At 46.7% G+C, this 22,443-nt stretch carries 11 protein-coding genes; 4 read left to right on the forward strand and 7 right to left on the reverse strand.

Features of this window, described 5'->3' with window-relative positions:
- The first annotated feature begins 18 nt into the window (after window positions 1-18).
- The 4 genes from J3P37_RS00610 (at window position 19) to J3P37_RS00625 (ending at window position 7,345) form a co-directional block, all read left to right on the forward strand.
- Entirely contained in the window at window positions 19-1,281 is a 1,263-nt protein-coding gene (locus J3P37_RS00610) for a glycan-binding surface protein (RefSeq protein ID WP_256009042.1), read from the forward strand.
- Window positions 1,282-1,450: 169 nt separating this feature from the next.
- The gene (locus tag J3P37_RS00615) at window positions 1,451-4,447 is read left to right on the forward strand and encodes a SusC/RagA family TonB-linked outer membrane protein (RefSeq protein ID WP_256009043.1); all 2,997 of its coding nucleotides are present in this window, start codon (window positions 1,451-1,453) and stop codon (window positions 4,445-4,447) included.
- Window positions 4,448-4,470: 23 nt separating this feature from the next.
- Window positions 4,471-5,940, forward strand: coding sequence for a RagB/SusD family nutrient uptake outer membrane protein (locus J3P37_RS00620; RefSeq protein WP_256009044.1), 1,470 nt, complete (start codon window positions 4,471-4,473; stop codon window positions 5,938-5,940).
- An 88-nt stretch (window positions 5,941-6,028) separates the two neighbouring features.
- Window positions 6,029-7,345: an endo-1,4-beta-xylanase gene (locus J3P37_RS00625; protein ID WP_256009045.1), complete on the forward strand. Its 1,317-nt coding sequence runs from the start codon at window positions 6,029-6,031 to the stop codon at window positions 7,343-7,345.
- 105 nt (window positions 7,346-7,450) lie between these two features.
- On the opposite strand, the gene J3P37_RS00630 is transcribed toward J3P37_RS00625, so the two are convergent.
- Genes J3P37_RS00630 through J3P37_RS00660 form a run of 7 tightly spaced genes read right to left on the reverse strand, consistent with a single transcriptional unit; the run spans window position 7,451 to window position 22,197 of the window.
- Window positions 7,451-9,442 (reverse strand): sialate O-acetylesterase, encoded by a 1,992-nt coding sequence (locus J3P37_RS00630; protein ID WP_256009046.1) that lies wholly within the window; start codon window positions 9,440-9,442, stop codon window positions 7,451-7,453.
- 7 nt (window positions 9,443-9,449) lie between these two features.
- On the reverse strand, window positions 9,450-11,678 hold the full coding sequence (locus J3P37_RS00635) for a glycoside hydrolase family 3 N-terminal domain-containing protein (protein WP_256009047.1): 2,229 nt from the start codon (window positions 11,676-11,678) through the stop codon (window positions 9,450-9,452).
- 20 nt (window positions 11,679-11,698) lie between these two features.
- Entirely contained in the window at window positions 11,699-13,204 is a 1,506-nt protein-coding gene (locus J3P37_RS00640) for a rhamnogalacturonidase (RefSeq protein WP_256009048.1), read from the reverse strand.
- An 11-nt stretch (window positions 13,205-13,215) separates the two neighbouring features.
- The gene (locus tag J3P37_RS00645) at window positions 13,216-14,175 is read right to left on the reverse strand and encodes a DUF1593 domain-containing protein (RefSeq protein WP_256009049.1); all 960 of its coding nucleotides are present in this window, start codon (window positions 14,173-14,175) and stop codon (window positions 13,216-13,218) included.
- A complete protein-coding gene (locus tag J3P37_RS00650) occupies window positions 14,175-15,629 on the reverse strand; it encodes a glycoside hydrolase family 27 protein (protein ID WP_256009050.1) in 1,455 nt (484 codons plus the stop codon). Before J3P37_RS00650 ends, J3P37_RS00645 begins: the two co-directional genes overlap by 1 nt.
- Entirely contained in the window at window positions 15,602-16,633 is a 1,032-nt protein-coding gene (locus tag J3P37_RS00655; protein WP_256009051.1) for a glycoside hydrolase family 43 protein, read from the reverse strand. Before J3P37_RS00655 ends, J3P37_RS00650 begins: the two co-directional genes overlap by 28 nt.
- A complete protein-coding gene (locus J3P37_RS00660) occupies window positions 16,633-22,197 on the reverse strand; it encodes an Ig-like domain-containing protein (RefSeq protein ID WP_256009052.1) in 5,565 nt (1,854 codons plus the stop codon). Before J3P37_RS00660 ends, J3P37_RS00655 begins: the two co-directional genes overlap by 1 nt.
- Between the last annotated feature and the right edge of the window lie 246 nt (window positions 22,198-22,443).

Here is a 22,443-nt window from a genome sequence, read left to right on the forward strand (position 1 = left end):
CAATTAAATTAAGCTGACATGAAGAATTTTTATACAGCTCTATCATTCAGAGCAATTGTTTTAAACACTTTCTTGTGCCTTGTATTTTTATTCGCTGCTTGCGACAAGGAGGAAGCAGGCCCTTCGGGCCCTCCGATAATTGAAGGTGTGAGCCTGGTGGATGAAGCCAAAGCAGACAGTTCGTTTGTTCAAGCTCTTCCGGGGACATTTGTCACCATCAATGGCCGGAACCTGCTAAATACGGAAAAAGTTTATTTTAACGATTTTAATGCACCGTTTAATCCAACGCTTAATACAAACACCCATTTAATCGTGATGATTCCCGCGGGGACGCCTACCCCTGTCACTGACCCAAACGTTCCGAACAAGCTGCGGCTTGTTACGCCTAAGGGAGAGGTGTCTTTCGATTTTTCCATTGTGCCTCCTCCTCCGGTGATCTCCGCTGTCGTGAATGAAAATACAATTCCCGGACAGGAAATGACTATCACAGGGGCGAACCTCCTATCTGTAAGCCAGGTGATCTTTCCGGGCGAACGACAGGTAACGCCTTCATTTAAGAATGCAGCTGGCACAATCTTGAAAGTGATAATGCCGGCGGATCTGGGCGTGACTGAATCGGGTAAGGTCCGGCTTATTTCGGCTTATGGAAACGCACAGTGGTCGGGGGAAATAAATAAGTTCACGGGAACTGGGGTGATAAGCAACCTTGAACAACCTTCGGAGGTAAGTTGGGGTGTATATAACTGGCAGGCTACAGGGGCAGTAAGAAAGAACGATCAGGCATTATTTCCAGGAAACACAGGCTACTATCTCCAGAGCACTTTTTCTGCCGCAGCCAATAATACTGCTTACTCGACAGGAAGCCGTGCCGGAACATTTACCCTTCCAGGGCAATCGCTGCTTGCCGACCTGGCGCACCGCGACCTGCCAGCTGACACCTATGCACTTAAATTCGAGGTTAACACGAAGGTCGGATGGGACGCTGCAACCATGATTCTTAAGCTAGGTACGCTCTATTCACACCGGTTTAAGCCTTATCTTACAGCCGAAGGCCAGGTGTTCCATACAAACAATTCCTGGCAGACTGTTACGGTGCCATTAAATCAATTCCGGCTTACCGCTAACAATTCGTCGGGTACAGGAGCACAAGCAGTGAAAGTGGGGGATATTATCAATGCTGAAGGAAAAGTGCAATGTATTTACTGGCTGGTAACAGAGAGCAAAGCTGTTGCCGCTTTCGACGCTGCTTTCGATAATTTCCGGATAGTGAAAATAAAATAAAAGACAAAAATAGTCTTAGTTGTAACTCAATGACACTTAGCCCCTCATGGGGCTTTTTTTTAAAAAAAAAGCGGGAAGCATTGGGAAATAACTAATAAATTACTAGATTTACATTTATTATAAAATTGTATTTTATAATATAAAGTTGTAAACCATCAAAATTCCTAATATGAAATCAATGAAGTTGTTGTTGATGTGTTTGCTGCAGGCCACGTTTCTATCGTATTCTGCACAGGCACAGGACAGAACAGTTACCGGTAAGGTAATCTCCTCAGACGATAGGTCGGGATTGCCAGGGGTAAGTATCCGGATTAAGGGGGAGGCGGTTTCGACCGTGTCCGATGCAAGTGGAAATTACCGTATAGGATCTGTAACCGATGCATCGGTTCTAGTCTTCAATTATGTAGGGTACGAAGGTCTGGAAGTGCTGGTTGGCGGCAGAACAGTGGTAGATGTCGAGCTGAATGTTGGCCAGAAGCAGCTCGATGACGTAGTCGTGATCGGCTATGGCACACAGCGGAAAAGCGATCTTACTGGTTCGGTATCCCAGGTAAAGGGAAAAGAACTTAATGCTTATCCCTCTACAAGTGTACTTCAGGCACTGGCAGGCCGGGCATCGGGAGTGCAGGTACTGCAAAATACCGGCGCGCCAGGTGCAAATGTGAGCCTGCGTATTCGGGGAACCACTTCTATCCAGGGCAGTAACGAGCCTCTTTATGTCGTTGATGGCTTTCCTCTGTCGGGTGGTGCTAATCCTTCAGTAATCAATAACTCCGACGTAGAATCTATTGAAATATTGAAGGACGCGTCAGCTACAGCTATTTATGGCTCCCGAGGAGCTAATGGAGTGGTAATCATCACTACAAAAAGGGGAAAGGCCGGCCGCACGAATGTTAATTTTGAAAGCGCTTATAGCTCTCAGTCCCTACGAAAGAAACTTGACCTGATGAATGCCCGGGAATATGCCATGTTTTATAACGAGCAGGCAAAGAATGATAATGTTGCACCTTATTTCACTCAGGAAAAAATTGATGCGTTAGGGGAGAGCTTTGATTGGCAGGACTTTACCTTCCGCAGGGCTCCGATGGTAAATACCTCTGTAAATGTCAATGGTGGTTCAGAAAAGACACAGTTTTCCGTTAGCGGAAGCGTATATGGCCAGGAGGGTATTCTCCGTGCCAGCGACTATAACCGTTACTCTCTAGTAAGTAGCCTAAACACTGATATCAGTAAAGTATTTAGCCTTAACTTGACCAGCACTTTGAGCCGGGTAAAAAGCAACCGGCAGAATAATGGAGGTGGTAACCGAGGCGGCTCTCTGATTGCAGGCACTATTTCTGCGCCGCCGACACTAACACCTTTAAACGAGGACGGGTCGTATCGCGTGTTAGCAACATCATATCCCTTTATCTCTAATGCACTCATTAATCCCATCAATCATATAAATGAACGGACTGATATTCTTGCTGCCGAACGGGTTTTGACTAATGCTGCGGTGCTGATAAAACCTGTTTCTGGTATGACGATCAAGCTTTCGGGCGGTATCGAACATAACGAAGACCGTATCGATCAGTATATGACTCTTAACTATATTAACCAGCAGGGAAATGCCACCGTAAGCAACAATCGTTTCAATAGCTTGCTTACCGAAAATACAGTAAGCTACAACAAGGTCTTTGGCGGAAAACATAGTATTGCCGCCGTTGGAGGCTTTACTTATCAGGATTTCATTAATACGTATAACCAGGTTAGCGGATCGGGCTTTATGAGCGATGTTACGCAAACGTATGATATCGGTTCGGCCACAACCATTGGCGTACCTATTACAAGTTATACCAAGTCGAGCATCATGTCGATCCTGGGCCGCGTTAACTACACACTTAACGATAAATATTTAGCAACGGTAAGTTTCCGGGCGGATGGCTCATCCAAATACAGTCCGGGCAATAAGTGGGGATACTTCCCTTCCGCAGCTTTGGCCTGGAGAGTATCTAAAGAACCGTTCCTGAAAGATGTGAGAGCGATATCAGACCTAAAAATTCGAGCCGGCTGGGGGTATACGGGCAGCCAGGCGATAAACGCTTATGCTACCTTGAATCAACTGAGTGTAGGAAAGACAGTGTTCGGCGATGCGCTTTATAATGCTTACGCCCCGGGCACTCGGCTTCCGGGCAACCTGAAATGGGAAACAACCGAGCAGAAAGATATCGGTATAGATCTCTCATTGTTTAATAACAGATTCGTTTTGACAGCCGATTACTATGTGAAAAATACGCGCGATTTGCTTAACACCGTTCAACTACCTGCTTCTCTCGGTTTTACCAGCACAATCAGGAACGTGGGCGAGATCAGGAACCGTGGACTCGAATTAAACCTGGATGCCGCAGTCTTTAAAGGCACTTTCAATTGGAATCTGACGCCAAATATATCCTTCAATAGGAACAGGGTTATCAAGCTTTACAATAACCAGGATATTTTAGGAGGCATGGTTACCGCTGCAATTATAAATGACAATGCCAATATTTTAAGGGAGGGTCGGCCCTTTGGGCAATTTTTCGGCTATGTGGAAGATGGGTACGATTCAAATGGAAAAATAAAGTTCAAAGATCTGACAGGCGATGGAGCGATAACAGCAGCAGACAAAACCTATATAGGTGATCCCAATCCTGATTTCATTTATGGCCTTAATTCCACCATGTCATTCCGCAACTTTGAATTCACTTTCTTCCTTCAGGGTAGTCAGGGTAACGACCTGTTTAATTCTAGTGCTATTAATAATACGGTTGATTATGGTTTCGGACTGAATATGCCGAGGGAAGTCTTTCTTGATCATTGGACTCCCACGAATACCGATGCCAAATACCCGGTGATCAGTCGAACTACTACGCCTATGGTTTCCGACCGTTTTGTTGAAGATGGCTCCTATATGCGTCTTCGTAACATTCAACTGGGTTACAATATTCCCGCGGCGAAACTAGGGGCAAAGTGGGTCCGAAGCGCACAGATATATATAAGCGGACAAAACCTGTTGACCTTCACTAAATATTCCTGGTGGGATCCGGATGTGAATTCAAACGGAGGTGAAAACTCCACGGCGCAGGGCTTTGATTATTACACTTATCCGGTAGCGAAATCAATAACTTTCGGGATCAGGGCAGGCTTCTGATAGTAATTAAAATGAAGGATTATATGAAAACTAAAATAAACAAATACAGATTATGGGCTACTGCGGCAATCATTTTTACTTCCGCAACACTAGTCACATCCTGTAAAAATGCTCTCCTGGAAGCACCTAAATCATTAGCCGTTGAGACATTTTATAATACGCCGGCTGAAGTGGAGGCGGCAGTGAATGCATCGTACACACCGTTTCGCCATACCATTGTAATGGGGGATGGGTATATGGCGCAATTGGAGAGTTATGTAGATTATGGCCTTGGGCGCGGAAGTTATGCTGAGCTGAATGAGTTTCAGGGGCTTGGTGGCACAAACGTGAATCGGGTAGGACAGGCGTGGACGCAGTTTTACCAGAGCATCAGGAATTCCAACCTCGTGATTAAGAACGCTCCTAAGGGTAAAGCGATAGATAAAGCTGATATAGACAAATTTGTAGCAGAGGCGAAGTTTATGCGTGCTTTTGCTTATTTTCAGCTAGTGCGCAACTGGGGAGGCGTTCCTATCCGCACAGAAGCAAATATGAGTGAGATCGACGCGAAACGAAATTCGGAAGCAGAGGTATTCAGTTTGATCGAGTCAGACTTGATGGAGGCTGAGGTGAATTTGCCGGATGTAGCACCTATTGCTGGCAGGCCGACTAAATGGTCCGCCAAAACCCTCCTTGCAGACGCTTTGTTGTGGCAAAAGAAATACGCTCTGGCTCGTGACAAAGCATATGAAGTGATACAATCTAATAAATACTCACTGGTGCGGGTTTCCAGTTCCGACGACTTTCAGAAGATCTTTGGACCGGATGTGATAACCACAACAGAAGAGGTATTTTACATCAAATGTACCCGTTCGCCCAACCTTGGGAATTATTTCGTAATGTTTCTCAACCATCCGGGAACAAGGTTTCATAACAACGGTGGATTTTACGCGCAATACAGTCTGTCTACATTGCCTTTCTTTGTTTCCTGGGATAATAACGACCTTCGTAAGGGATTGTGGTACCCTTACAACATTGGTGTTGACGCCAATACCATCCTTTCAAAAAAATATATCGATCCGCAGGCCGTTGCTCAGACTGGTGCAGGTAATGACGTTCCCTGGTATCGGTATGCAGATGTGCTGCTGATTTATGCCGAGGCAGCTAACCAGGCGAGTTCTACTCCACCCGCTGCAGCGATGGAGGCACTAAACCATGTGCATAGACGCGCTTACGGTTTGGATCCCACTGTTCCATCTTCTATAGATTTTAACGTTTCCAACTACGATAAAGAGAGTTTTTCAGAGCTGGTTAGCAAAGAGTATGGCTATGAATTTCAATATGAAGGTAAGCGTTGGCTCGAACTTAAACGAACAGGTCGTGCGCAGAGTGTGATACAGCAAATGAAGGGAAAAACCATTGCACAAAAACATTACCTGTGGCCTATTCCTATATTGGAGACGAATTTTAACAAGGCAATTGACCCTGTAAAGGACCAGAACCCGGGATATTGATCTTATAGCTGGGCGGGAATACTGGTTAGGTGCCTGCCCTTTTTTATTAATAACGAATTTTATTTTAACCATTATTAATTACTCTATTTTGAAGAAACTGTTTTTTATACTGACGCTTGCCTATAGCGCGCAAGTGCAAGCTCAAACATCCCGATTGGATTCGCTGTGGTCGGATCCGTCAATAGAGCAAAGGATCCAAAACGGTATTGAGAAAAACCGGAAGGGAGATTTCAGGCTCCATATTCCCGGAAAGGGAAAGAAGAATGTGGAGATTCGGCAAATTAGTCATGATTTTGATTTCGGCGCGAATGGGTTCATGGTAAAGGAGTTTGACACTGAGGAGCGGAATGAGCGTTACGAAAAGGTATTCAGTTCTTTGTTTAATGTAGCAACAGTTCCTTTCTACTGGAAAACCACCGAGCCTGAGCAGGGAAAGCTGCGGTTTGATGCTAGTAGTCCAAAGAAATATCGCCGGCCGGCTCCCGACCTGGTGCTGGAGTTTTGCCGGAAATATGGCATTAGCCCTAAAGGACACCCTTTAGTATGGAGTAATCCTGCCTTCGCAATACCTGACTGGCTTCCAAAGGACACTGCTGTAATGGCCAGATTGATCGACAAGCGTATTCAACAAATAGCCGAGCGCTACGGAAATAAGATCGGTACCTGGGACGTGGTTAACGAAATGCTGAGTAAATCGGAGGTGGAAATGCCTGCCAATTATGTGTTGAACGCCTTTCTTTCGGCTCAAAAATACTTTCCAGCTTCAACTAGGTTGCTCATTAATGAACAGACATGGGTATGGCAACGTGATCAGGGTGAATACAGTTCTTATAACCTGCTAATCGAGAACCTGTTGGCAAAGGGAGCGCGTATTGACGATATTGGACTTCAGTTTCATTTTTTTGGGGAGCAATTTTATAAAGATGTGCTGGCTGGCAACACTACTACTCCGCAGGAGGTATTCCGCGCACTTGACACGTATTCTAAATTTGGTATTCCGCTTCATGTTTCGGAGATCACGATACCTACTCTTCCTTATAACTCAGAAGGGATGGCGCACCAGGCGAAGCTTACCCGAAATTATTACCGCTTATGGTTTAGTCATCCATCAGTTTCAGCTATCATTTGGTGGAACCTAGTTGACGGTACGGCCGCAAAAGGAGAGGACAAATGGAACGGTGGACTTGTAAATAATGATTTCTCACAAAAGCCAGCATTCGCAGCCCTTGACCAATTGCTAAATAAGGAGTGGAAAACTTCCTTAAACCAAACAGTTTCAGGAAATGATTTAAACTTCAGAGGTTTTTATGGTGACTATCTAGTTCGCATAAAACAAGGAGGCAAAACGATAGAAAAGAAAGTGAACTTTCGGAAAAGCGGAAATCGAGAGGTAACACTTAATTAATTTTTAGGCTATTACAGAAACAGAAATACCAGGCGGGTTTCAAATCCTGCCTGGTATTTCTGTTTTTTAAGATAGTATTTAGTGAATCTTCTGTTGTTGATGCCTTTAGTGTGCCAGATTATATTTATTTCCTTGAGTGAGGAACGGCAGCTCGTCATTGCGGAAAGGAGCGGCTGGCAATTCCTCCGAGTTGAAAACGTTTCCTTCAATTGCATCGTTTGCCCAGTTGTATCGCACGTAGACCGGTTGAGGCACGGAGTCTGAGGTAAGGATGATTTTTCCGTTCTGTAATCTTCCTTGCGCCCAATGGAATTTGCGGTCACTTCCGGCCAGTTGAAACCCTTTCACATAGTCATATTTATTCCGGATTACAATATCAGAGCCTCCGGTGTCAAAAGATACAACCATGGTCTTATCTTCGATAGACGCTGATCGAAAAGCGGGCCCCTGGTAAACAATTTTCTTTCCGTAGGTCCCATGAAGTGCTTGCAGTGCAAGTCTTAAGCCTACGTCTTGCTTATTAGTGGGGTGCACATCCTGAACGTTTCCTATATCAGTTGTTACTGCCATTCCCGTATTGGGAAGTTTCAATGCCTCGGTTTGCGCTTCCCGAAGCTCTGCCCATTTTGCTTCTTTAAGTGCGTCAGTATGTCTCGGGTCAAAGGATGATAGCTGAACGAAATAGAAAGGGAAGTCTCCAAGTCCCCAGCGCTGCCTCCAATCACTGATCATCAGCGGAAATTCGCTCCGGTATTGCTCTGCCCGGTCAACATTGGACTCTCCCTGATACCAAATTGCTCCCCGTATTGTATAGGGAATTATGGGATTTAGCATAGCGTTAAACAGTAAAGAAGGGTAGACATTGGGTCCTCCCGTTACGAAGGCAATCGAGCCAGTGTCCACTTTCGCTTTCCACTGTCCCGACAAAGGAATGCGCGCTTTACCCGCAGTGATAATTTGCATACTGTCGCTCGTGCTGTAAATACCACCGCCAACGCCAGTATCATTCACCTTTACCGCGATAGTATTTTCCCCCGGCTTCAACAGCCCTGCAGGCACTTTATACATGCGGGATACCTGATACATGTTCAAACTTTCGCCTAACTTTACACCATTTATCCAGGTAATGTCCGAATCATCGACCTTGCCTAATTCGAGTACCGCCTCTTTCCCGGCGTCGGCTGCGGAAACCTTGAATCTCTTCCGGTACCAAACCGTTCCGTCGAAATCAGGTAAACCCTGCGATTCCCAGAACTGCGGCGTAATGAGCGTACCCCAGCTTACATCGTTATAGTGTTGCTCCTGCCATTTGTTCTTGTCACTCGAGTTCAAGTCCCCTTGAAATTTGCGCACAACATCAAGTATCTTTTCCCGCTTGGCCAAATTGATGGCAGCGAAAGTCTTCGGAGCTGAATTCAGAGGCGCAAAATCCGGGTGTTTGGCCAAAGCCTCCCTGCTGGTCCAAGTTTCTATATTTGTTCCGCCCCAGCTTGAGTGAATTAATCCGACCGGTATTTTAAGTTCTTCCCATAGCTGTTTTGCAAAAAAATAAGCAACTGCGCTGAAGCTGCCCGCTGTTTGCGGACTGCAGGGTTTCCACTCAGTCGCCTCCATGTCATTAAGCGGAACCATGCTGATGTGCCGCGGAACAGTCAATTGGCGAATCATAGGATAATCGGCTGCGCTGATTTCTGTTTCGGCGTTCATTGCTGACTTCAGTGGAAACTCCATATTGGACTGGCCCGAACATACCCAAACTTCCCCTACTAGTACATCAGAAAAAGAAACATTGTTCCGGCCGCTAATGGCGAGGGTGAAGGGCCCGCCGGCCAATTCAGGCTGCAGTGCTACCATCCAGCGGCCATTTGATCCAGCTTTTGTAGTTACTTTCTGCTTCCGAAACGACACAGAAATCTTTTCTCCAGGATAGGCTGTTCCCCAAATAGGGATGGGTGCATCCCGTTGCAGTATCATGTGATCGGTAAATACTGCAGCAGGCTTAACATCAGCTCTGGCAGAAGCCGACAGCAAAACCGTCATGGCAATAATGGGAATCCGCCGCGTAAAAGCGGATGAAATACAGTTATAAACTGACATATTATTACTACAAATGATAAGTGAACGTTTGTTTAAGACCACCAATGCTGATGATAAAATCACCAGGCTCAGTGATTCGCTGAAGCGAAGTGTTGATAAAGGACAGGTCGGAACCGCTAAGCGTGAATTTCACTGTTTGTGTTTGTCCTGACTGAATTTCTATCTTTTTGAAAGCCCGCAGCCTTTTGGCTTCAGGAGTAACAGATGCTACAAGATCGCTTACAAAAAGTAAGACACTTTCTTTTCCCGCAATTTTTCCAGTGTTGCTAACATCAACTGAAACTGTGATTGTTCCTTTCTCTGACAACTTATCTGTATTTAAACGGAGGTTAGAGTAGCTGAATGTGGTATAGCTTAATCCAAAGCCGAACTCCCATTGAGGGTTGTATCCGGCAGTTGGATCCAGATCTTTTGATTCAGTATACTTGTAATAGTAGTTGTGAAGACTATTCCCATATCTGGGATAGGTGTAAGGCAACTTACCGCTGGGGTTTATTTTTCCTGCGATCACATCCGCAATGGCATTTCCACCCTCGTTTCCGGGGAGATAAGCTTGTATCACCGCTGAAAAGAGCGGTTCAATGGACGAGACGACCCGGGGGCGTCCTTCTGTCAGTACAAGGATCATAGGTTTCCTGGCTTTGGCTAAGGTACGCGCAAGGTCAAGCTGAGCTGCAGGAAGAGTAAGGTCATCAAAGTTCCCTGGTGTTTCGGTATAGCTGTTCTCACCCAGGCAAACTACTATAGCATCTGCATTTGCTGCCTTGTTTAATGCTTCAGGAAAATTGGTGTTGCCATTGAAATCAGCGCCAGGTGCATAGTCAATGTTGCTGGCCCCAAAAGTATCTCTCATTGCTTCAAGAATAGTGTTTTTTGAGCTTTCTGTAGTGTCGCTGTTTGTACCCTGCCAGTTCCGGCTCCAGCCACCATTCAGGGCTCTCATAGAAGACGCCGCCGGCCCGGTAACCAATATCCGTTTCAAATTTTTTAGGGGTAGCGTTGAATTCAGGTTCTTTAAAAGCGTTATGCACTCGGCAGCAGTTTCGTAATTCGCCCGGTGGTGTGCCTCTCCGCTAAACTGAGGATAGTCGCTGGCTTTTCCTGTTGGCTCCTCAAATAGTCCCGCTAGCATTTTTACTTTCAGGATGCGGGACACTGCATCGTCTATCCTGCTCATGGGGATCTTTCCTTCTTTTACCAATTGGATCAGATCTGTTGTGAAGGTATAATTTAGCGGCACCATACTCATGTCTATGCCGGCATTGATGGCCAGAGCAATTGCTTCTTTGTTGTCGCGGGCCACCTTGTGTCGCTGCCAGAGATATTCGATGTCCTGCCAATCGCTGACAGCGAAGCCCTGAAAGCCAAGCTCGCCTTTCAAAATATCCGTAAGGATATGCTTGTTGGCATGTACCGGGACACCGTTGATCTCGCCGCTATTGACCATCACTGTCATTGCTCCCGTTTTTACTGCTTCAGCAAATTGCGGAAGGAAATATTCCCGAAGTTCGCGTTCGGGAATCCAGGCTGGCGTGCGGTCGTGACCGCTCAGCGGCATGCTGTAACCCATGTAATGTTTCAGACAGGCCATTACGTGATACTTATCGGCTTGACCCTCACCCTGAAAGCCAAGAACTGTGGCCTTACCCATTTCTGAAACCAGGTGCGGATCTTCGCCAAAGGTCTCCCAGATACGTGGCCAAAGTGGTTGACGGCCAAGATCAAGGACGGGACTGAAAGTCCATGGGATGAATGATGCACGTGTTTCATAGGCTGAGATCTGGCCGATCCGCTTAGCGATATCAGGGTTAAAGGAAGCTGCCTGTGTGATTGGCTGTGGAAAAAGAACAGCTGCTGATGTGTAGTTATTGCCGTGAATTCCATCGATCCCATAAAGGACCGGGATTTTGAGACGTTGTTTCAATGCAATGTTTTGGATCTGTGTAATTAACGATTGCCAGTTTTCCCTCGTTTGAGCATTGCCACCTACGTTGAGTATTGAGCCGACTTTATACTTTCCTATGCATTCTTTAAGTTTTTCGGAATCCAGCTGATGCGGTTCTATAGGAACCCCATCTTTCGCTTTAAGTAATAGTTCTATCGATATCTGTGTCATTTGGCCGGCTTTTTCTTCAAGCGTCATTCTGGAGATGAGATTTTGGATGCGCTGTTCGTTTTGTGCATTCAAAGAACAGTAGCAGGAGAGACACATAAGTAGCGTAAATAGTCGTTTCATTGGAAATCTAAAATTAGTTATTAGTCAAGTTGTCTGATAAGTTTTGCCTTCTTGCCGAGTGAGCTTTCTAAGCGGATGTTGCTCGATTTTCCACCAATAAATGGCTGCGTACCAATCTCGTTGAAGGTGTTGACGGACAGAAAACTAATGTCGTGAACGTCCTCGAGATAGCAGACAGGCCTTTCATCAGCTTCCAGGGTGTATACATTGATATTGCTCAGTTTGAGATTTCGGGCATTGCGGATAAAGAAGGCATAAGCAGGCTGTATTCCGAAAAAAAATGGCTCAGGATAACCAGTTTCCATCCCAGGTATTTTACGAAGTGCATCAGTCGTTTTGCCGCCGCCCTTCACCCACATGCTGATGTTATCCAGTTCAATGTCTTCTACAGGATGACCAGGAACACCGCTGATTAGTATTCCCTGTCCCCCGCCAACATTGTAAGCTGTGAGGTTACTGATCCTTACCCTGCGAAGTTCGCCGACGGGTGTATTTGAGGGACCTCGCATCCTGCGTGCCAGGCGGAGAAATATGGGAGCATTGCCAACATCTTTCATTGTAATGTTCATAATACTAATATTTTCAAGCAGAGCGCCGTCGACCGTTTCGAGCGCCAAGCCGCGGCTATATTCGAAGGTGCAGTTACTGACGACGATGTTACGGAATCCGCCGTTTGATTCTGTTCCAAACTTCAACCTTCCGTTGGGACCCCATTTATTTACATTTTTGAGGCGCTGACGGGTACCATCGAGCATAGTGCCCTCGTCGTAAGCACTGAAGTGGCAGTTCGTAATAGTCACGTTTTCAGTTGCACGGGGTTCGTTTAAGGCAAACGAGCTCTTGAGCACGAGCGCGTCGTCTCCTGGCGCGTTCAGGCTACAGTTGGATATACGGACATTATGGCAACAATCGATATCAATCGCGTCACGGTTTGTATCCATCTTCACATTATCGATAGTAAGGTTGTCGGTGCCGGTAGCAAGAAGGCAGAACCATCCGCCGTGAAGGATGTTAATGTCACGAATGAGTACATTTCGGCATCGGTACAAGCCAATCGTTTTATTTGGCCTTTTATCATTTTCATCGCTATTTTCCCGTTCAAGGCCTTTGCCCCAGATGGTGCCGTTTCCAACGATGGCGATGTTCTGAACATTCTCGCCCCAGATCAGGCTATTGTGCCAATGGCGGTGGCCAAAGTCTTCATACTGATTATTTACCCTGTGTTCAGGTTCATCATACTCAGAAAGAGCCCCGGATGGAGCCGCGATTAACAGGGTGCCATTGTCGAGGTAGAGTGTTATATTGCTCTTCATCCGGATAGAGCCGCTTAAGTACTTTCCGGGCGGGAAATATATCGTCCCTCCGCCGTTTTTCGCGGCATGCTCTATTGCAGCGTTGATGGCTTTGGTATCGAACGACACACCATCGGCTATCGCGCCGAAGGAGCGTACATTCAGTACGTTTATCTGAGCATGGATCTGAAAGCTGGTAAAAAAGGCGATAAAAATGATAAATCGGGTTAGCATAGTATAAGTGTTTATCTGATTTTAGAAAGCCAGCTAAGTCTTTTTTGCCAGTCGCGCAAGTATGCCTCACGCCATTTGTTAACAGTTCTGGCTCCCGGATAGGGTCCTTCCTTCAGGTTGGCTGAGGTATCGTCTATCCACCAATGGCGGCCTGTGTCTAGGGGGCTAAATCTTCCGCCCCAGCTATCTTCTTCGGGGTTCTCAGGATTTCCGTAAAGCAGTCTGGCTACCGAAGGAGAATCTCCCATCTTTATACTTCCTTGCTTGAGTGTGGCGAAGTAGCTTCCCATCGCGCCGGCTCTTGCAATGTGCTGTTCCACGAAGCTTTTGTTTCCGAGGTCTCCGGTTTGTATTCCGCCGCTGTACCAGCCTCTGAAAGTGCTGTTGTCCTGTATCATCCAGATGTCGGTATGATACTTTTCAATATACCGGAATGCTGCTGAATCTTGTCGTTGATTCCATGAGGCGATAAAATGAACCCGCAATTTTGGTTTAATATCGGGAGCGTCGTGCACTGCCTGCGCCAGGTCGGTAATCGATCCCCAAACAAGAATGAATAAAGGCCTTGGATCCGGTTTTCTTGCACACCGGATCAGCCATTTCGAGCCCTCTGTGGGGGAACTGTGTCCGGCAGCGGGTGCAGGCTCAACAGCTCCCTGCTTGACTACCTTTTCAAGTATTCGAGGTGAGGGAAACGAACCATGTCTCTGGAGCTTAGAATAGTCTTTCCGGTAGAGATCAATCACCTCCCTAAAATCTTTTGCTCTTCCTTTGCCGGGAGGTGATGAGATCAAGCCTTCCGTGGCAAAGCAGTCGGCGTAGAAGAGATAGTGAATAAACGACTGATCATCGTCCTCGTCGTAGCCACCAATGTCCGAAAGGATGATCACCCTGTGCTTTTTATCCTGGCCATATCCGCCAATGAAAGCTAGAATTAGGGAAAGAAGAACAATTAAAACTTTTCTCTGCATTATTTTAAAGGTGTGACCCTGAACAAACGAGCTCCGTGTGCGGGGATTGAGGTTTTTACTGCCGGGGAAGCGCCAGTGTTCTCCCGTTTCCAGAGGTCGCGTATGTTACAGGAGGATGTAAATCCAAGCTTCGCAAGTTCTATTGATACTTCCTGATGATGGTCATTCTGGTTGAAGACAGCCAGGTATTTGCTTTTTTGATCAGCAGCTATTGATTCCCATATTATTATCCCGTCTTTATTTAAGATTTCCCGTTGCTTATTGCCTTTCTGATTAACTTCGATGACTTCGGGATTCGTGAGAAGGCTCAGAGTAAAGGGGTCGTTTTGCAGCAGGTCGTTACCGATAATCAGGGGTGAACGGGCAATACTCCAGAGCGTCATGACGGAGTATTGTTCGTCTTTCGTGAAATTGGTAAAACGTTCCCCTCCGGCATCGCCTGAGCGTGTGGCTACTTTGCCAAAGGGAAGCATATCCAGATCAGGCCAGCGTCCTGGAAAATTAACCGAATGAGTGGCCCATTGGGCGGCGAAATTAAATTGTTGCCTCAACTGAGACCTGTTATCCCAGAAATCGGACGAAATGCGGAACATATCTGCATTATTCATTACATGATATCTTGCAGTGATTGGAGTGGAGCCAGGAGATGTGCTGAAAATAATCTGCCTTCCGGTTCGCTCAATGGCTTTACGGATAGCTGTTATTTCGTCGGCGTGATAGGGCATAGAAAGGTCATCCACCTTCACAAAATCAATCCCCCACGATGCATAGAGTTCAAAAACCGAGTTGTAGTATTCCTGTGCACCTGTGACCGACATATCGATACCGTAAGTGGCGTTGAACCATTCACATATGTCTGCCGGATTAGCTATGTCTTTTGCTCTGCTGCGGTTGCCTTTGATAGGGAGATCCCGATCTACCGCCTGCCATGGAATACCCCGGTTAAGGTGAATGCCGAATTTCATACCTTTTGCATGTACGTAGTCGGCCAGATACTTCAGCGATCCTTTTGCTGAAGGGAATTTATTGGCAGCAGGAAGAAGACGGCCAAATTCGTCTATGTTTGCGTCGTGACGTGCATACTTTGGGTGATGGAATGCGCTCCGCGGATCGGCGGAAACACTTGGCGAATACCATGATGCGTCGATCACCATATATTCGTAGCCATAGGGCCGGAGCTTTTCGGCGGCATAATCCACCTGCTTTTTGAATTCGTCTTCGGTGATGTCGAGACCAAAGTTGTTCCAGGAGTTCCAACCCATGGGCGGACTGGTTGCAACGATGGCTTTTGCTGTGTTATTGATACGATGAGTAGATTCCCCCTGAGGTAAAAAAGTGTTGGCAATTTTAGGAAGTGCATGTTGCCCAGAAGCCGAGAGTGTTAGCCCGGCCACCAGTGTATAAGTGAGAAGTGTGCGGATGTGGGTCATGGTGTAAATTCGGAAAGTTTCCATTCTTTTTTGTAATAGATCTCCAGGCTGCCATCTGGCTTGACTTGTAAGGGGAGCCAAACATAGGAAGAGTTTTTCAGCTCCTTATTCAGCCAGCGGTCTGCCATAAAGATGTAAGTGTTCGCTTTTCCCTGAACAGGAATTACAAAAGTGCCCTGGGCATTGAATGTTGTTTGGGCACCCTCGCCTTTGGCCGGGTTGCCTTTTACCTGCCATTCACCTAAAGGGGAGTCCGCAACTGCATATTCAGAAGGATTTGGAGCCCAGCCAGTGCAACCAGAGGTGATACAATAATATTTTTCATTATGTTTAAACACCGCCGGGGCTTCCCTGGATTGATCGATGAAAATTCGCTTATAACGGCCTGATGGTTTAAGGTAATCGGCTGTTAGCTCGCTAACAATCATTGTTTTGTTATCCTCGGATGAGTAAAACTGATAGGCTTTGCCATCGTCGTCGGCAAAGAGTGTCATGTCGCGGGCCATTAAGCCGTTAGGGCGAAAGCTTCCCAGGTAGGTGAAAGGCCCTTCAGGTTTGTCTGCTATTGCTACACCAGAACGGGCCGCTTTGTAGTCCTCGGAGTCAATATGCAGCCACATGACAAATTTTTTTGTGATCCTGTTATAGATCACCTTCGGCCGCTCGACTACTTTTTTAGGATGAAGATCACTTTCCGGATTATTTTTGGCGGCAGGTAATGCCAGACTTTCAAATTTCCAGTTGTACATATCTTTGGATGAATAACACGAGACACCGATCACATCAACGCGGTCTACACTCCACCCTGGCAAGACTACCATCGGCGCGTTCACCGAATCTTTGTTCTCACCATACCAGTAGTATGTGCCTTCGTAGAATAAGATCCCCCCGCCGTGAGCTTGTATGGGATTGCCATTAGTGTCTGTCCATTTTTTGCCTGGACGAAATGAAGTGTTCAAGGGCTGCGCTATGGCAGCCCTATGAATTGTTATAATTGCTATTGCAAGAAATAAAAGTATATGCGGCATTATCTAACTATTACTTTTGAATTAAAAACATCATTGCCGCTTATCACCTTCAGGTTATATGCGCCCTGCAAAAGAGGTGGAAGATCTATCGGGATATCTGTTGTTTCCTCTCCTGTAAGGTTTGCTTCGCTGCGGATGACGTCTTGTCCGGTACTGATGTTTATTAACACGAATCTGACCTTACGGCCTGACTCAAAGCCAGTAAGTCTTACATGCAAAGTCCGTTCAGAAACTGGATTAGGATATACTATCACTTTTTTCATGAGAGTAATTTCTTTTGCCGGTTTCAGATGATTTGGCACCAGTGCCGATGCTCTTGTCGTTGAAAGGGCTGAGGTGCTTAACAACATATTTTCAGAAGGAACCATAAAGACTTCAATTGCACTTATAATTGCATTGTCTTTGGAACGGGCGAAACCAATATTCAGACGTCCAATAGAGTCGGCGGAGGCTGTAATTTCCCTCACAAGGGCGTGGTTCATGCCTCCTGTTTCGGCGAAGATATCAAGATTGTTGATCTTAGCTATGCTGTTTACAGACACGCTGAACACTCGTTTGTTAGGGGCGTTCCAATAGGATTCCGTAAAATAAAGCCTGATTTTGTAATTAGCACCAGGAGTAAACCCGGTCAGCAGGTAACGAAAGTTCACGCCATAGCGCTTACTTTGATAAATTGAGGGGGGAACCTGAAGGGATGTGCCCGAAGTATCTACAAGGATTGAAGAGGTGGATGTTGAAGTTGATCCTCCGCCATAATACTGATCGGCGGAAAATCCGTTGGTGGCGCTTGTAGCTCCCGCATCCACTGCCATTAGGCGGGTGCTAATAACTGTGTACGTTGCGGTGTCGGTAAAACCGCCGTCTTGGGTTGTAGCGACAATGTGTGCAATTCCTGCAGTTATTCCGGTGACCAGCCCGGTGGAGTCTACAGAAGCTATCGAAGGATTTAGTGATGACCAGTTTACCTTTTTGTTGATGGCGTTTGACGGTAATACGGCTGCAGTGAATTGTTTGGATACCCCTTCATATTCGGAGGCCGATGCAGGGTCTATACTTATGCCGTTAACTGGAACGGATGTTGTAAGGCAAAAGTCATCAAGTAATAACCGGCCGCGCTGGTTTGACTTTGTAGCCCAGAAACCCAGCTTTGCCGTTCCCGCTGGCGCTGTGCCGGAAATAGTATATTCTGCATAATTCAGACGGTTCTCCGGCCTGTTGTGCAAAACGATCTGTTGGGCCGTTCCAGGAATTTTTGCGCCGGTGGAATCAAGGCAGTCTAAGCCAATGCCAGCCCAATCCGGAAATTCTGCTACGGCGGGGTTACTTGCGAGAGGTGTGCTGCCAATTTTTGCCCATACTTTCAGCGTGAAAGTGCTTCCTGCAGTTAAAGGCGGGTTAGTATAATAGTTTATGGAAGCCGAGGTGCCTCGAAGCTCAGCCGCGCGATAGCCGCTGTGCACTTCGCTCTGTGTAGTTGTTACCGCCGTTGAGCTAGGTGAGCCGTTTTGATAGCGGAGCCAATTGAAGAAACCACTCTCGAAGCCTTGGTTCGTCAAAATGCCGCATTGCTCCAGGGGCAGGATATTCAGACTATTGCTCGTTTCTGTTGCTCCTTCGTCGTCGGCCCTAGCCGAAATGATCACAGAGCCCGGCGCAATAGCGGTGACAAGTCCGTTTTGATTCACTTTCGCTTTTGTAGTGTCGGAAGAAAGCCATGTGAAGGTTTGGAGACTCGCATTAGTGGGCTGAACTTTTGCTCGGAAAGTAGTCGTATCGTTCACTCCGAGGGTAGATTGATACCTGGTAACGACGAGCGTGTCAACCAGTATATTTTCTGCACGAATGCTCGATGTTGCGGTCAGACCGAGATCTTCGGTAATAGCTGAAATCGAAGCAATTCCTGGCGAAACGCCAGTGATAACGCCATTTTGGTTCACCTTAACGATTGTGGTATCCGAAGAATGCCATATCACTTTTTTGTTGGAAGCGTTCGAAGGGAGAACTGTAGCGGAAAGTGATATCGTGTTTTTAACACCGACAGTGTCGGAAGTACGGTTCAGTGCTACTGATGAAACAGGAATATGAAAAGAATTAATTTTAATAGAATCAGTAAACTGGCTTTCTTGTGTAGTTGCATATATCCACGCGAGACCGGGAGCTTTGCCAGTGATTTTGCCGGCAGCATCGACAGTTACAATGGTATTGTCTGATGATCGCCAGTTCACAGCGGTGTTGGTTGCTCCTGCAGGGAGAATCGTTTTAGAAAGGGTTGTAGTGTCGTTTATTCCCACACCTGCCGAGTCCTGTCCGATATTTATACCTGCTACCGGGGTCATCAGCAGTTCCATGCCGTTGATCGCTGGATAGCTGGTCTTCTTCCGGAAGGTGAGCTTTAGAACGCCGCCTGCATCTGATTGCCGGACAAACTCTCTTACTATTGCTTTGTAACGACCGCCAGCTGCGGCATAAATGTCGAAATTTTTCAGAAGGGTATCGGTCGATAAGCCTGTTGTTACATGAAATATTCTTGATCCAGTAATCATATTAGGTACAATCTCTGCAAAGTGCAGGCGAATGGTGTAATTTGCGCTGGGCACTAAGCCTGAATATGTGTAAGTAAAGTTGGCACCTCCAAGTCTTTGAGATTGATAAAGAGTCGCGGGGGCTGGATCAATGGCTCCCGCGGTACTAACGGCGGTGCCTGTTGTGGTAACCCAGATACTGTTTGTAGTGTAGGGCTCGCCCGGGTTTTCAGGTGCAAACTTTCCTGTCGCCGGACCACCTGCATTCGTTGCCTTAGCGGTGTTGCTTATGATTAATTCGGAGGAGGCAGTTTTGGCGCCATCCTGGGTAGTAGCAGTGATGATCGTCGTACCTGTTGCATTTGCTTTAATAAGCCCGGCGGAAGTTACCGAAGCAACAGCGGAGTTGGAAGACGTCCAGATAGTGGTTTTATTGGTAGTGTTTACCGGAAACACCCTCGCCTCGACGTTAGTGGTCATCCCTAAACCCAGATACATCACCGGGTCAACAACGACGCTGTCGGGGTGTACAACGGGTCTTACACGGATTGTATATTCGGCGTACACGTTGCTTGCAGCAGTTGCCCGGATCACAACATTGCCTTCCGCAAGTGCATGAACAATGCCGTACGCATCCACAATAGCTTTGCTCGTGTCGGATGAGGACCATACGATGGTATTATCGTCTGGAAAGGCCGGGGTCAGGTTTGCTTTAAGTTTGAGAGAATCTGCTACTACAACAGAATCGGCTGGGCCGGTGATGTTTATGCCAGTTACAGGTCCGAGCGTGGGTTCCCCGACAAAAATTCCATTCCCGGTGACGCCAAGGAACAGTCGACCGTTTCTATCTGCAGCCATCGTTTTAATAACGCCGGGAGCAGGATTTGCAATGGTGGTCCAGGAGGCACCATCGTCATCGGAACGGAACAGAGCATAAAACTTGCCATCAATTGCTTTTGCTTCACTGCCAATGAAAAGAATATTATTGGCTGCAGTACTATCTGCCTTACCGATAGCAAACCAATAAGGGTTAGTTACAAAAGATGTGTTTACCCGCGAAAAACTTTGTCCTCCATCGCTTGAGTGAAAAAGTCCATGGTTAAAGGAGGAAAACCAAAGGTCATTGGCCTTGCCAGGGGTTGATTCAAGAGTGAAATAGCCTGCACCGGGACCAACGCTTGGAAGTACATTGGCGTACTGCGTGAAGTTAGCGCCACCGTCTACACTTACATAGATTGCCCCCTGCTTATAGATGTAGAACTTATTTCCAATTACCTTATCTGCAGTGAGAGGGTTCTGTCCAGCATAAACATCGAATTGGTTGGCACCTTTAATCACTTCTGTAGGAGCACCTGCACATATAGTCCAACTCGTACCCCGGTTGGTACTGTACCGAGGAGCGCCAGATCCCATTGGAACCCAGACGATCGTTTCTGAGGTTGCTGACACAGCGACCCGTCCTCGAACCATGCTTGATGGAGGAGTAGGGAATTGTGTGTAACTGTCACCGCCGTTCGTTGAATATCCTCCTACTCCAGGGCCATCCCATCCATTGCTACCTACCCTGACTATAAAGTTCGGATTGGTTTCCTGGTAGGCGGATCCAGTGTTGTTAGCGCCTCTATTGGCGCTGATCCAGGTGTTGACACCTTTTTGCGGAGGTTCTGTCAATGAGCGGTGATCTGCTCCTCCTATATCCGCTGTTGCGGATAGTAATAAATTTTTGCCTGAGGAGGGAGCGACCAGGGGACCTGTCACAACAAGTTCTTCCAGTCCAGCGTCACGCAATTTCCAGTTTACAATGGGGGCCCAAACATTGGTCGTCTGTCCCACGTCGAGCATATCTACAAACCAGACATGGCCGGGATTGTGCGGATCGAATACGAAGGTATTAAGGTTATGTCCGATATTACCGCTAGAAACATTGTCGTTTTTTGAGTGCGGTGCCTCTGAGTTATCACGGGTAATCGTCATACGGCTTCCCCATGAGCCTGCTGCCCCCCCTGCATTGGAGCGGTACGCAAAATCGGAATTCCATGAACCAGCGGTGCTAACAATAAGCTCCTGGCTGTTAAGCGGATTTACGGCGAATGCAGCCCATACGCTATCGGCAATTGGCGAAACTTCGCTCCAGTTGTTGCCATCCCACCTCCAGAGTCCTCGGCCTCCTGTCGAACGTACTGCTGAGGCCTTGAATCGGTTTACGTACATTACGCCGTCGTTCGCTAAAGAAACGCGCCTGGGCTCGCCCGGGCTTCCCGACATTTTAGCGAAGTTATTTCCTCCATCGGTACTCAGATATACGCCATCAGGGCCACCAAGATAAACGTACTTGCTGCGGCCATTGATCATCCCTTTGGTCTTGTCAATTGCAATGAACCTGGTTTGGGGGAGAATAACTGTTTCTCCTTTACTGTTGACGTAGCTAAATTTATCGGAAATGCCGGGCGTATTTAACTTGTGCCAGGCAGATCCGGGCACATTTGCTGAGTCGTTGCGGAAAGTGCCATTCTCCCGCGTCGTCAAATAAATAACATTACTATTTTGGGGATCTACAACCAGGCGGTCTGAAATAGATTGGTCTTCATTCGGTTTTATCGATACTGCGAGTCCCATATCCACCCAGGTCTGACCACGATCTGCCGACCTCATGACGGTACCCTTTTTACTGTCGCCTTTTCCTGGGGCCACCCCGGCTCCGTTCTCGACAGTAGCGTACAGGATATTGCCTGTCGGATCATTTGGGTCGATGGCGAGGTCGCCACATCGCTGATTAAATTCCCAGTTCCAGTAAACCAGTGGAATTTTATTAAATAGCATCATTTCTTCCCATCGCTGGGTATTATGGTTCCAGCGGTACGGAGTCCCTACATCCGTTGTAATGAAAAAAAGGTTAGGAACGAGCGGATGTGTTTTGAAGCTGGTGACATTGCCTCCCCCTCCAATGCGCACCTGATTCCAGTTGTAAGCCTGACTCCTCACTTGCTCGCAAACAAGCATCAGGCAAATCATCAGAAAATTTCCAAGTAAATACTTTTTCATAATTGGATTTTTTTTCCATCATTTTCATATGATCATGACAGAGGTTTAAAAATGGATATTTTATAATATAAAATTAGACTTTATATTATTGTGTAAAAGTAATGAAAGGTTTAATATTGTCAAATAAATTTTTTGTCTGGAAAGGATTTGCGAGTCACTTATCCTCTTTATGATCCTGTTGTTGGAGGGAGCTTGTTACTCGTCGAAACTGATTCTGGCTTAAATAATCAAACAATGAGTTGTCTA

Source organism: Desertivirga xinjiangensis, assembly GCF_024436435.1.
Lineage (GTDB): Bacteria > Bacteroidota > Bacteroidia > Sphingobacteriales > Sphingobacteriaceae > Desertivirga > Desertivirga xinjiangensis.

Bases quoted from the DNA above. Each gene is read 5' to 3' on its own strand.
- J3P37_RS00610 (WP_256009042.1), top strand. From the start codon at position 19: ATGAAGAATTTTTATACAGCTCTATCATTCAGAGCAATTGTTTTAAAC.
- J3P37_RS00615 (WP_256009043.1), top strand. From the start codon at position 1,451: ATGAAATCAATGAAGTTGTTGTTGATGTGTTTGCTGCAGGCCACGTTT.
- J3P37_RS00620 (WP_256009044.1), top strand. From the start codon at position 4,471: ATGAAAACTAAAATAAACAAATACAGATTATGGGCTACTGCGGCAATC.
- J3P37_RS00630 (WP_256009046.1), bottom strand. From the start codon at position 9,442: ATGTCAGTTTATAACTGTATTTCATCCGCTTTTACGCGGCGGATTCCC.
- J3P37_RS00635 (WP_256009047.1), bottom strand. From the start codon at position 11,678: ATGAAACGACTATTTACGCTACTTATGTGTCTCTCCTGCTACTGTTCT.
- J3P37_RS00640 (WP_256009048.1), bottom strand. From the start codon at position 13,204: ATGCTAACCCGATTTATCATTTTTATCGCCTTTTTTACCAGCTTTCAG.
- J3P37_RS00645 (WP_256009049.1), bottom strand. From the start codon at position 14,175: ATGCAGAGAAAAGTTTTAATTGTTCTTCTTTCCCTAATTCTAGCTTTC.
- J3P37_RS00650 (WP_256009050.1), bottom strand. From the start codon at position 15,629: ATGGAAACTTTCCGAATTTACACCATGACCCACATCCGCACACTTCTC.
- J3P37_RS00655 (WP_256009051.1), bottom strand. From the start codon at position 16,633: ATGCCGCATATACTTTTATTTCTTGCAATAGCAATTATAACAATTCAT.
- J3P37_RS00660 (WP_256009052.1), bottom strand. From the start codon at position 22,197: ATGAAAAAGTATTTACTTGGAAATTTTCTGATGATTTGCCTGATGCTT.